The organism is Acinetobacter towneri, from assembly GCF_001758345.1.
GTDB classification, from domain to species: Bacteria; Pseudomonadota; Gammaproteobacteria; order Pseudomonadales; family Moraxellaceae; genus Acinetobacter; species Acinetobacter towneri_A.
The window spans coordinates 13,699-26,789 of the sequence record NZ_MKQS01000011.1 but is presented as its reverse complement, the minus strand read 5'-3'; the positions used below and the strand labels follow the sequence as shown (position 1 = coordinate 26,789).

The 13,091-nt window shown below is 42.6% G+C and carries 9 protein-coding genes; 4 read left to right on the top strand and 5 right to left on the bottom strand.

The window, feature by feature from the left end:
• Positions 1 to 65: 65 nt before the first annotated feature.
• Entirely contained in the window at positions 66 to 1,676 is a 1,611-nt protein-coding gene (gene nirD, locus BJN41_RS07140) for a nitrite reductase small subunit NirD (protein WP_070154224.1), read from the bottom strand.
• A 24-nt stretch (positions 1,677 to 1,700) separates the two neighbouring features.
• Positions 1,701 to 4,247, bottom strand: coding sequence for a nitrite reductase large subunit NirB (nirB, locus tag BJN41_RS07135; RefSeq protein WP_070154222.1), 2,547 nt, complete (start codon positions 4,245 to 4,247; stop codon positions 1,701 to 1,703).
• 504 nt (positions 4,248 to 4,751) lie between these two features.
• On the opposite strand from nirB, the gene BJN41_RS07130 reads away from it, so the two are divergent.
• Both BJN41_RS07130 and BJN41_RS07125 read left to right on the top strand, forming a co-directional pair.
• Positions 4,752 to 5,330: an ANTAR domain-containing response regulator gene (locus BJN41_RS07130; protein ID WP_070154220.1), complete on the top strand. Its 579-nt coding sequence runs from the start codon at positions 4,752 to 4,754 to the stop codon at positions 5,328 to 5,330.
• A 10-nt stretch (positions 5,331 to 5,340) separates the two neighbouring features.
• On the top strand, positions 5,341 to 6,345 hold the full coding sequence (locus tag BJN41_RS07125; protein WP_070154218.1) for a CmpA/NrtA family ABC transporter substrate-binding protein: 1,005 nt from the start codon (positions 5,341 to 5,343) through the stop codon (positions 6,343 to 6,345).
• Between the two features lie 247 nt (positions 6,346 to 6,592).
• Here BJN41_RS07125 and BJN41_RS15545 read toward each other — a convergent pair whose 3' ends face one another.
• On the bottom strand, positions 6,593 to 6,757 hold the full coding sequence (locus tag BJN41_RS15545) for a hypothetical protein (RefSeq protein WP_158006186.1): 165 nt from the start codon (positions 6,755 to 6,757) through the stop codon (positions 6,593 to 6,595).
• A gap of 294 nt (positions 6,758 to 7,051) precedes the next feature.
• Positions 7,052 to 8,239 carry a phosphotransferase enzyme family protein gene (locus BJN41_RS07120; protein ID WP_070154216.1) on the bottom strand — a complete coding sequence of 396 codons (1,188 nt, stop codon included), beginning with the start codon at positions 8,237 to 8,239 and terminating at the stop codon, positions 7,052 to 7,054.
• Positions 8,240 to 8,667: 428 nt separating this feature from the next.
• On the opposite strand from BJN41_RS07120, the gene BJN41_RS07115 reads away from it, so the two are divergent.
• Both BJN41_RS07115 and BJN41_RS07110 read left to right on the top strand, forming a co-directional pair.
• Positions 8,668 to 9,282: a LexA family protein gene (locus tag BJN41_RS07115; RefSeq protein ID WP_070154214.1), complete on the top strand. Its 615-nt coding sequence runs from the start codon at positions 8,668 to 8,670 to the stop codon at positions 9,280 to 9,282.
• Positions 9,283 to 9,321: 39 nt separating this feature from the next.
• A complete protein-coding gene (locus BJN41_RS07110) occupies positions 9,322 to 10,617 on the top strand; it encodes a Y-family DNA polymerase (RefSeq protein WP_070154212.1) in 1,296 nt (431 codons plus the stop codon).
• 148 nt (positions 10,618 to 10,765) lie between these two features.
• Here BJN41_RS07110 and BJN41_RS07105 read toward each other — a convergent pair whose 3' ends face one another.
• A complete protein-coding gene (locus BJN41_RS07105) occupies positions 10,766 to 12,973 on the bottom strand; it encodes an OsmC domain/YcaO domain-containing protein (protein WP_070154211.1) in 2,208 nt (735 codons plus the stop codon).
• Between the last annotated feature and the right edge of the window lie 118 nt (positions 12,974 to 13,091).

Genomic DNA, 13,091 nt, shown 5'->3' with positions numbered 1-13,091 from the left:
ACCCTCCTTTAATAAAGGAGAGAGGTTCCCCTCTTGTTTAAAGAGGGGTTGGGAGATTGATCCGATTACCCTGCCTTTTTTAATGCAAAATCCCGACCAAAAAGCAGTTTGCTGCGGATATTACTAATCGGTGTCTGATCTGCAATCAGTTCTGCATACCAAGCTCCATCTTCGGTATCGCCAAATAGCACCGCACCAATGACCTTGTCCTGCTGGATAATGATCCGTTTATAGATTTGACGTTTTTCATCATTCAGCACGATATCTTCAAAATCATCCTGAGGTTCAAAATTTCCGGCTGAGAAGACATCACATCCGCTAACCTTGAGTTGGGTCGGAACAGTCGGTGCCTTAAAGGTCAGTCGGCCATGTTCAGCCAGATGCGTCGCGCAGATAAAGGCCTGTCCCCATAATGGCTCAACCAGTCCAAAGGTCTGGCCACGATGCTCAATGCATTCACCCACTGCATAAATACTCGGGTCATAGGTTTGCATGGTGTCATTCACCAGCACCCCACGATTGCAGCGCAGACCAGCCTGTTCAGCCAGGGTTTTATTTGGTCGAATCCCGACGGCGAAGACCACCAAATCGGCATCCAGCATTGTCCCGTCTTTTAGTCGCAGTTGAGTCACGTGACCATCAATACCGAGCAGCTCTTCGGTGTTGGCTTCAGTGATGATTCGGATGCCTTTATCTTCAATTGATTTTTTCAGCATTTGACTGGCTTTCATATCCAGTTGACGATCCATAATACGGTCCATCAGATGCAGCACAGTCACATTCATACCTTGCTGTTTCAGGCCATACGCCGCTTCAAGCCCGAGCAGACCTCCACCAATGACGACGGCATTTTGCTTGGTTTTGCAGTAGTCCAGCATATTGTTCACGTCATAAATATCGCGGAAACTTAATACGCCTTTTAAATCACTGCCCGGAATTGGTGGAACAAAGGGTTTAGAACCGGTTGCCAGAATCAGACGGTCATAACTGACGACTTCACCCTTTTCGGTATAGACATGCTTACGAGGACGGTCGATACGAACAGCCGGATCACCGGCAATCAAACGAATCCCTTTATCGGCATACCAGGCATGCGGATGCAGCATGATGTCATCAATGGTTTTCTCACCCGATAAGACTGGTGACAACATGATACGGTTGTAGTTGCCCCATGGTTCTTCACCAATCACGGTAATGTCATAACGTTCTGGTGCCATATCCAGCAGGTCTTCCAGACAGCGCATACCTGCCAGTCCATTCCCCACCAGTACCAGTTTTAAACGTTCAGTATTTAGACCATTACTGGAAATATAAGTCTTTTGTGCAGTTGGGCTGACATAGACTGTGCCATCTTCAATACGCGTTGGAAATACCAATAGTTTCTGGTCTTGTTCTTCCAGACAACGTCCAGTCACCAGACTGAAATGCTGTTTGTAAATGGGTGATGCTACGACGCGCTCACCTTGCAGATCACCCAGAATGCCACGTGCCATGACATTGGCCAGACTAAATGGATCTTGATTGCTGAGTGCATACACCCGCTGTTCCTGACCCACGCGAAAAATTGCAATCTGCTGATCTTCAATCAGGGCTGCCACACCGGTATTCGGAGTGATCTCATCCAGATTGCAGACTTCGTACCAGTTCAGTTCGTTCATGTCTTTTAAAATTGTCATTTTCATTCTCCCTGACTGTGGTATTTAGGCTTCAACCACTGGAATACGGTTTAAATCACGTTCAGCTTCTGTCTTTGGACGAATCTGGCCACGTACAGGCGTAAACTGAATATTCGGGTCATTCTGCTCAGCTGCTTTGGCATTGATAAAAGTCTTAAAGCGTTTGCGTACTTCAGGATCTTCAATCGCGGTGCGCCATTCATCCTGATACGTACCGATCACGTGTTGCATACGGCGTTCCAGCTCAGCTGCAATACCGAGTGAATCATGCACAATGACATCTTTCAGATAGTCTAGACCGCCTTCCATATTGTCACGCCATACGCTGGTGCGCTGCAGACGGTCCGCCGTCTGGATATAGAACATAAAGAAACGGTCGATGTATTTGATGAGCGTTCCCGTATCCAGATCTGAGGCCAGCAGTTCTGCATGGCGTGGTTTCATGCCACCATTACCGCAGACATATAAGTTCCAGCCTTTTTCAGTAGCAATCACACCGACATCTTTACTTTGTGCTTCGGCACATTCACGGGTACAACCTGAGACCGCCATTTTGGTTTTATGCGGTGAGCGTAATCCCTTGTAACGGTTTTCCAGGAAAATCGCCAAGCCCACCGAATCATCGACGCCATAACGGCACCATGTGCTACCCACACAAGATTTCACGGTACGTAAGGATTTACCGTAAGCATGCCCCGATTCAAAACCGGCATTGATCAGTTTTTCCCAGATTTCAGGCAATTGATGCACTTGTGCACCAAACATATCGACACGCTGACCACCGGTCAGTTTGGTATACAAGCCATATTCTTTGGCAATCTGACCAATCGCAATCAGGCCATCTGGTGTAACTTCACCTCCTGCCATACGCGGTACAATCGAATAAGAACCATCTTTCTGGATATTGCCGAGATAGTAGTCGTTGCTATCCTGCAAACCGGCATGGCTAGGTTTTAGGACAAAGTCATTCCAACAGGATGCCAGAATATTGGCTACAGTCGGTTTGCAGATATCACAGCCCATGCCGTGCCCATGTTGCTGAATCAGGTCAAAGAATGTCTTGATCTCATGCACGCGTACCAGGTGATACATTTCCTGACGTGAATAGGCAAAGTGTTCACACAGATGGTTATTCACTGTGACACCCTGACGCTGTAATTCAGATTTTAAAACCTGAGTGACCAGCGGTGCACACCCCCCACAGGCAGTTGCAGCTTGTGTGCATTTTTTCAGTGCACCCAATGAAGTTGCACCACCTTCAATCGCAGAACAGATATCTGCTTTAGACACGTTATTGCATGAACAGATGGTTGCGCTGTCAGGCAACAGATCGACACCACTGCCACCTGATTTGGAAGTTGCCTGATCAAAGCCCGGCATGATCAGGCTTTCCGGTTGCTCCGGTACCGTCAGACCATTCAGCATCATCTGTAGAAGATCGCTATATTCTTTGGCACAGCCCACCAGCACCGCGCCCAGCAGCTTGGTCTTGTCTGCTGACACCACGATTTTTTTATAAACCTGCGCGGCTTCATCAGCATAGAAATAGCTCAAGGCACCTGGGGACATGGCGTGTGCATCACCAATAGAGGCAACATCCACCCCCATCAGTTTAAGTTTGGTGCTCATGTCTGCACCAGCGAATTCATGACTTTCTTGTCCTAGTACGTGTTTCGCCGCGATACGGGCCATGTCATAGCCCGGTGCAACCAGACCATAAATTTTATTATCCCAAAGTGCACATTCACCAATGGCATAAATGTCCGGATGTGAGGTCTGACAATAATCATTAATGATGATGCCGCCACGCTCACCAATCAGCAAGCCGCTCTGGCGCGCCAGTTCATCACGCGGACGAATCCCAGCCGAGAACAGGATGATATCGGTTTCAAGTACCGAACCATCTCCGAACTTCATTACATGCTGAGTGCTGTCACCATCTTCAATACTCGACGTGGCCTTTTGAGTATGCACCTTGACACCCAGGTCTTCAATTTTAGAGCACAGTACCCGGCCGCCCAGATCATCAATCTGAACCGCCATCAGACGCGGAGCAAATTCTACGACATGGGTTTCCAGATTCAGATCTCGCAGTGCTTTTGCTGCTTCCAGCCCTAGCAAGCCGCCACCAATCACCACGCCTGTTTTTGCATTCAGGCTGGCCGCACGAATGGCATCCAGGTCTTCAATGGTGCGGTAAACAAAACAGTTCTGACGGTCGTTGCCCGGAATCGGTGGAACAAAAGCATAAGAACCGGTAGCGAGAATCAGCTTGTCAAAACTCAGTACATCGCCGTGGTTGGTTGTGACCGTTTTATTCAGCTGATCCAGCTCAATTGCGCGGGTATTCAAACGTAAGTCAATGCCATAAGCATCGGCAAAATCACTACGACAAAGACTGAGGTCTTTAACCGTCTTGCCGCTAAAGTATTCAGTTAAATGTACCCGGTCATAAGCCAAATGCGGCTCTTCCGCCAAAATGGTCAACTCGACGTCATCACCGGCCTGTTCAAGTACAGATTCGATGAATTTATGCCCCACCATGCCATGCCCAATCATGAGAATTTTCATATCTGCACTCCAATTACTGTTTTTTTAAAGATGATAAAAAGCCACATATCACGTCTAGGCATTGATATGTCTGCTGATTGAATATGTTGTAAAGACCGCGTCCTGGCTGCTTGTCTTGCTGGACGAAAGATTGTAACGCTGATGCGTTTTGTATTGCTGAACAACTGACCATGTCATTTATCCTGTGCTGAACGAAACTTCAATCACACTCCTTGAGAGTGCGATTACGATCAGAACGGACATCGTTGGCCGTTGTTAGTATTGAAAGTCATCTTTGACGATTTAATAAAAGCATAAATCGTGCCAACTTTTATTAAAGTAGAAACGCCTAATTAACGACAAATCATCCAGCCAGATGCTTCATTTTGAGCACTTGACGGCTGTTGCACCTTAAGTTGTGCACTAAATTGAATACATCAGCGGACTTTTATGCACCAAATTAATGGCATGTTTTTTGCTTGATTGGTGCTTGAATATTCCTTAGGCCTTACTTGAAAATATTCCATGTCCAAATTACGAATAGCTCTTATTGATGATGATCTGGAGCGCGCTCAATTTATCCAGGAATCCCTGCTTTTACATGATTTTCAGGTGGTGGCCTGCTTAATCCTGAATGACCTGAATATGGTGCATGTCAAAGGCATTCATGCAGATGTGATCCTGTTGAATATGGATCATCCGCATCGGGATATTATTGAAAGTTGTGTCAGCCAATATGAACTCCCGACCGTGCTGTTTACCCAGAACTCCAATAAAGACACCATCAAGAGTGCGATTGATGCCGGAATCACGGCTTATATTGTCGATGGTATTGATCCCACCAAACTAGAAAGCATTCTGGAAATTTCAATTGAACAGTTTCGCAAGCATAAAAAGCTGCTGAATGATTTAAAAGAAACCCAGGACAAACTGATTGACCGTAAAGATATCGATAAAGCCAAAGCGTTGCTCATCCAGCTGCATGCATTAACGGAAGAGCAAGCTTTTGCTTTATTGCGTAAAAATGCCATGAGTCACCGGATTACCATTGGTGAAATGGCCAGACGCTTACTGGATGCACAGAAGCTGTTATTGGGCCAATAAGGAAAAGCATATGTCCACATTAGAAAAAACTGAACTCAATATTGGCTATATTCCTTTACTTGATTGTGTTGCCATTCTCTGGGCCGAAAAACAGGGGTATTTTGCTGAGCAAGGATTAACCATCAATTTAATCCGTGAAGCCTCCTGGTCTAGTTTGCGTGACCGTCTGGCCTATGGCTTTCTGGATGCTGCACATTGCTTGTCTGCCATGCTGCCCGCTGCTGCCCTGGGTACAGACCAGTTACAGGTGGCTTTGCAAACCCCTCTAGTACTGAGCGTGAATCAGGCTTTTATTAGCCTGCGCCAGGATTTGTGCTATGAACTCGGCATCCAGCCTGGGGATGATGAACAGAATACCTCAAAGAAACTGGTACAGGCTTTACAACAGAATCATTCCATCAATCTGGCCTATGTTTATAAATATTCGATTCACCATTACTGTTTAAAAGAATGGCTGGCGCTGACTGATCCACAACTGGCCAAGAATATCCAGCTGATGACCTCTCCACCGCCTTCCATGGTAAAAGGAATCGCAGAACAGGTATTTGATGGCTTTTGCGTGGGAGAACCCTGGAATATTCAGGCCAAACTTGAAGGCTATAGTTTTATCGTCGCGGCAAGCCAGAATGTCATTCCAAAAGTTGCCGATAAAGTCTTGGCCATGACCCAGGAATGGGCAGAACAGCATCCATTTACTGTAGAGGCAGTGGTCAAGGCAGTACAAAAAGCGCAGGATGATTTAAAGCAGCGCAGTGATTTATCAGAAGTATGGGACATGCTGGTAGACTATCAGATTATTCAGTTTGAATGTTCCGCCCAGCGGCATGTCTATGACTTTTACAAGATCAAGAATATCATCCGGAATTTTGTTGGGGAAAGTGCCGAACCGAAAGTCGATGATTTTATCTGGCTCCTGCAGCAGATGGATAAATGGGAAAATATTGAAATGACCGCAGCCAAAAAAAAACAGATTGCGCAATCCTGTATTTATCAGCAAGAAGTGACCGTTGTTTAAAATATTATCTATTCTCATAAAAAAAGACCCAGAAAAATTTTGGGTCTTTTAGATTTAACGTTTTATTTAGCTGAATGCCTGTTGTAAATCCAGTTGAACCGTACCGGGTTTGTCGGAGAGTCAATATTCTGAGAGACTATCCGACAAACCCAGTACGGTTCAGTTAGCATTAACACGTAGGTTGTCAGTGAATTGATGTTGTGTAATAGCCCCCAATTAAAACGGACACTTCTCAATTAAGACCTAGTCAATTGTGCTTGAACTGTGTAATCGCTTGAGATGAAGAATGACGTTCATCCTGCTTTTCAGCAGTTATAGTGATGATTGGCAGTTGAAATATTTCTAAATGTACTCCTGTTCCAGCAGCAGAGCTATGTTGTACATTCAAACCATAAATTAAATTGATCGACAATCGCATCTGCAGTAATAACAGAAATAGAGGCAGGCGCTTTTTGTAAACAATCTGTACGCAAACCCTCAGTCTTTACTGTAAAACTAAAATACGGCGTGGTTTCATTGGCTGTGATGACAATCGTATCAAATTATTGAATACCATTTTCTGCATCAACCTAAGGTACCCAACACAGCGGTGACAGAATGAAGATTTTTAAAGGCGTGGTGAGTATATTCTGTTAGAATTTACAATTGTACATACAAAATCTTGCATAAAAAAAGTAGTGATGCTTGAGGCATTTAGCTGTGCAGATTATGACAATTCGCGTTGAAGTAATCGAGTAAAAGTCTGGGTAAATTGCTGTCCTTGCTCTGTAAAAAACCAATTTACATGTCCAACAATCCAATCATAATAAGCAGCATCGGCATGTTTCAGGTTTTGGGTAATCCCGACAAAATATTCAAGTTCTGAAAATGCGAAATCCAAATGCACAATTTTTAGCAGTTCTGGCAAAATACTAAAGTCTTGTTGTGGGTATATTTCTGCAAAATACGCTTGTAAAAACGCGCTTAAACCCGCTTCATCAACACTAATTTGTGACGTATGTTCTAAAGCCAGCCAATCTATAAAGTTACGCTCAATCGTTATCGCAAGGTCGTATAGCGCTGAATTTCGATCCGATAAGCCAAAATCAATCACCGCTGTAATATTGGCATCGGCACTTTGCGTAGACCAAAACAAATTGGAAGCATGCAAATCATTATGCGTCCAAATTTTAGTCACTTGCTGCAATACATGCTTAATTTTACGATGCGTCTGAAATATGCGCTCTAAAAAAACGGCATCTAAGTTTTTATCGGCAAAATAACGACTCAATTCAGGGCTATTATCAATACGTTGCTGAATAGCCATTACAATATTTTCACTTTCTAAAAGCTGCTGATTCGAGACCAAATAACGAGCCGATCTGCCGTGTAACTCAGGAAAATCCTGCATGGCGGTATGCAGTTTAGCAAGTAAACTACCCACTTTAGCGGCATGTTCCGTATAGAAAAAAGGCGTCCACGATTGCTGATCGACATATAGATCAAAGCCAGCTGCTTTTTCATAAACCTCATAAGTCCAATCACCCAGTTCTAAAGCGGTTTGTCCGCAATTAGAGCTAATTAATGTCGCAACAGGAATGTTTTTACTGGCTAAATGTTGTAAAACAGCATGCTCTTGTAAAATATCTTGGGCGCGACGAAATGAACGATGGCTACGCTTAATAAAATATGAGTGAAAATTTGTTTGGCCTGTACTGGCTAAAGCCTGCATGACTTCAACCAACACTGCCGAAGAAAATGGGCGTGGACTACACCACAGAATCTGAACACTCCCTTGCAAACATGGATAATAAGGTTGCAGGTGGTGTAATTCTGGAACTGTAATATGAACCCAATCTTTATTTTCCCAGTCATTGCCCATGCCATGACCTAAATTAGGTGTGATTGTGGTCATTTGCAATATTCCTTAACCTAATCAGCATTGTGTAGTCGTATATTCCCCGTCATCCACGTCCAACAATCATTTTTAGATGGATGCAGAGCTATTTAATTAACGGTAGACCAGACCTGATGTTTAATGAAATCCTGCATCAAAAACTCAGGTTCAAATTCTGAATTGATTAATCCCAACAGCAAAGATTCAACTTCTTCATTCGTTAAATAAATGTCTTCAACAATATGCACGCCAATCTCTAAATATGCTGCTGTGATAGAAAAATCCTAATGGAAAGGCTTGTGTTTGTATAGCTATGCAATCGTAGAGCCTTATCTATATCTAACAATCAACCATACAGGTAGATTGAATCTTAATCACATTTTCAGCTATGCTATCAACAGATCAAATTTCACTTCAAACACGCCTCGTTGCGTAGGAGTAATCTCATGTCTAAGAAGTTACCTATTTACTTCTCTGATGGTGCTTGGGCGTCATTACAAAAAATCATGGGTATGGATGGTAAGCCTAGCCCAACCTTGAATGCCATTCTAGAACAGATAGAATTGCTGAAAGAATATGACTTTCAGCCTGTTTGCAAACGTACCGTTTTACCGCTTCCAGTTGCTGTCGAATCCATTCCTGCAGGTTTTCCTTCACCTGCTCAAGACTATATTGATAAAAATATTGATTTGAATGACTATCTCATTTCCAATGAAAATGCGACCTTTTTAAATGTGGTACGCACTACCTCTATGGTGAATGCAGGGCTTGAATACGGCGATATTGTATTGGTAGATCGTAGCAAAGAAGCCAAACACCGCAGCATTGTGGTTGCATTAATCGACCAAAAAGACCTGACTATTAAACGCCTGATGATTACAGCCAAAATGTCCAAAAGTGAATTGGCTGAACATTTTGGTGAAGACTACGACCCTGCCACTTTGCCTGAAGCTTGGCTCAAAGCAGAAAGCCCCGACTATGACAGCATTTACATGAAAGATGGGCAAACGTTTGAAGTCTTTGCGGTGGTGACGTGGAACTTAAAAAACTTGATGGCTTAAACCAGCACACCCTAATAAAAGCCAAATAAGCAGAATAACATGAAACCTTTAAAGCAAATTTTTGCGCTAATTGACATCAATAATTGTTATGTGAGCTGTGAGCGGCTGTTTCAACCACATTTGAATCATCGTCCTGTGGTGGTGCTCTCCAATAACGATGGTTGCGTGGTATCACGTTCCGAAGAAGCCAAACAACTTGGTATTAAAATGGCTGTGCCCTTTTACCAAGTTCAAGAATTGATTCAACAACATGATGTTGCTGTCTTTTCAAGTAACTATGCCCTCTATGCGGAAATGTCCAGACGTTTTAATAATACGATTCAACAATTTGTTAGTGCCAAAGACATTGAAATTTATTCAATTGATGAAACCTTTATTGAACTGAGTTCATATTCTCAGACCGACTTAAATGAATGGGCACAAGAAATTAAAGCAACTTTATGGCAATGGCTGGCTCTGCCTGTCTGTGTCGGTATCGGTCACAGTAAAACTGAAGCCAAACTGGCCAATCATCTCGCCAAGAAAAATAGCTATTTCAACGGCGTGTGTAATTTACTCCATATGGACTTATGTAGCAAAGAAGCCTTATTTCAACACATTGATGTCGCTGAAGTCTGGGGTGTGGGCCGAAAACTTGCAAAAAAATTGCACGCTTTAAAAATTCATTCTGTATTTGATTTAGCGATCAGTGATCCTGAGCAAATGCAACGTAAATTTTCAATTTTAATGAAAAAAACCATATTGGAGCTAACAGGTACGCCGTGTATTGAACTAGAACAAACCAGAGCCAGTAAACATCGAATCATCAGCTCACGTTCTTTTGGACAACGAGTCACCGACATTCATGCACTTTCGGAAGCACTGAGCGATTATTTACAATCTGCAGTGCAGAGGCTTAGAAAAGAAAAAAGTTTATGTTCCTGTATGATTGTTTTTGCGCAATCCAGTCGTTTTGATCAGCGCCAAGCTTTTTACAATCAATCGGTGACTATTGCCTTTAATGAACCAACAGATTCTGCCTTAATCATGAACAAAGCCATCATGAAGCATATCTCTACCCTATTTCAAGAAGGCATTGTCTTTAAAAAATGTGGTGTGATTTTAACAGGACTTGAGCCAAAGCAAGGCTATATTCCCGACCTACTTGCAGATACGCACGTCATTGAAAAACAGGAACAATTACAGCAAGTATTAGATAGCGTGAAAAATAAATATGGTATGCAAAAACTTGCTATTGGCGCATGTAAATTACAAGACCGCACCTGGGCAATGCAGCGCAGCCATTTAAGCCCTAATTATTTTAGCTGGGAAGGCTTATTGGCACTTGGCGATTAGTGTTTTTTCAGTTGTGATCTGGTTCGTCTTTGATTGCGCTTCTATATACTTCAGTTACGTCAAGAAAGGATATTTATAAAACCGTTCATCCAAACAACCATCTTCTTGCCATGATTATTTGGATGAACATGATCTGATTTAAGCAATATCAACCTTCATTTAGTCCGACAAACTTAGCACGTGCTTTATGTAGTTTTTTGTAGCTGTCGATTAAACGTAAATGACGATCTAAACCCTCAAGCTGCATATTGGTTTCGGTGAGACCATAGAAACGTACGTTGCCTTCAACAGAACCCATAACTGCATCCATCCGTTCATTGCCAAACATACGGCGGAAATTGACTGCATAATCGGCAATATCCATTTCATCATCTAAAATAACTTCAAGCACAACATTCATACACTGATAGAACAAGCCACGCTCTACGGTATTAGTGTTGTATTGTAAGAATGCTTCGACTAAATCTTTAGCTTCTTCAAACTGTTCTAATGCCAAATAAATCAACAATTTTAATTCAAGGATGGTGAGTTGTCCCCAAACGGTATTGTCATCAAACTCAATACCAATCAGGGTTTTAATTTCGGTATAGTCATCTAGCTCACATTCTTCCAAGCGCTCAACCAAAGCTTCAAGTTGGGCGTCATCCAAACGGTGTAAATTCAAAATATCTTCACGGTAAAGCAAGGCTTTATTGGTATTATCCCAAATCAAGTCCTCCACCAAATACACTTCTGAATAATCGGGCACTAAAATTCGGCAAGCAGTTGCACCTAAGTGTTCATATACCGCCATATAGGATTCTTTGCCCAAATCTTCCAGAATCGTAAATAAAGCCTCGGCTTCTTCTACATTGCTATATTGACCATTGTTGGTGAAATCCCACTCTACAAACTCAAAATCTGCCTGCGCACTAAAGAAACGCCAAGACACTACACCACTAGAATCAATGAAATGTTCAACGTAGTTATTTGGCTCTGTAACTGCATTGCTGCTAAACGTTGGTTGTGGCAAGTCATTCAGACCTTCAAAACTGCGCCCTTGCAATAACTCGGTCAAGCTACGCTCTAAAGCCACTTTAAAATTAGGATGTGCACCAAACGAAGCAAATACACCGCCTGTACGTGGGTTCATTAAGGTCACACACATGACAGGGAATTGACCGCCTAAAGATGCGTCTTTCACCAATACGGGGAAGCCTTGCTCTTCTAAAGCCTGAATACCTGCCACAATACTTGGATATTTCGCCAAAACTTCTTGCGGCACATCAGGTAGGCAGATTTCTTCCTGAATAATTTCGCGCTTGACTGCACGTTCAAAAATTTCAGATAAACACTGCACTTGAGCTTCTGCAAGCGTGTTGCCTGCACTCATCCCATTACTTAAATATAAATTTTCAATTAAATTTGATGGAAAATATACCGTTTCACCATCGGATTGACGTACAAATGGCAATGAACAAATACCACGCTCAGTATTGCCTGAGTTAGTGTCATATAGATGTGTACCAAGCAATTCATCTTCAGGGTCATAAATTTCTAGGCAATATTCATCTAAAATTTCTTTAGGCAATTCACCATTTAGGCCAGGCTTAAACCATTTTTCATTTGGATAATGCACAAACTCGGCATTGGCAATTTCTTCGCCCCAAAACTGATCGTTATAGAAGAAGTTACAGTTCAAACGCTCAATGAATTCACCTAAAGCAGATGCCAACGCACTTTCTTTGGTCGCACCTTTACCATTGGTAAAACACATTGGCGATTGCGCATCACGAATATGCAATGACCAGACATTTGGTACGATATTACGCCATGAGGCAATCTCAATTTTCATGCCCAAATCTGCCAAAATACCCGACATATTGGCAATGGTTTCTTCAAGCGGTAAATCTTTACCCTCAATAAAAGTCGCATGAGATGAAGTCAAGTTTGGCATCAGCAAAGCTTGCGCATCGGCATCAATACTTTCGACTTGCTCAATCACAAACTCAGGGCCAGTCTGTACCACTTTTTTAACAGTACAACGATCAATGGAACGTAAAATACCCTGACGGTCTTTTTCAGAAATATCTGCAGGTAATTCCACCTGAATTTTAAAAATTTGTTTATAACGGTTTTCAGGATCGACAATATTGTTTTGTGATAAACGAATGTTATCAGTCGGAATATCACGTGACTGGCAATAAACCTTCACGAAATATGCAGCACACAATGCTGATGACGCCAGGAAATAATCAAATGGGCCTGGTGCAGAGCCATCACCTTTATAACGGATGGGCTGATCGGCAATGACAGTAAAATCGTCAAATTTAGCTTCAAGACGCAAGTTGTCTAAATAATTGACTTTAATTTCCATGTAGGCACCTATTGTCTGTGCCTACTCAGACACAAAAAATTAGAATATTGATTTATAAGCCGAATCAAGGAGGAGAATTAGACTTAAAAAATAAGGTTTGAAGTTAGCGCAGCAGTAA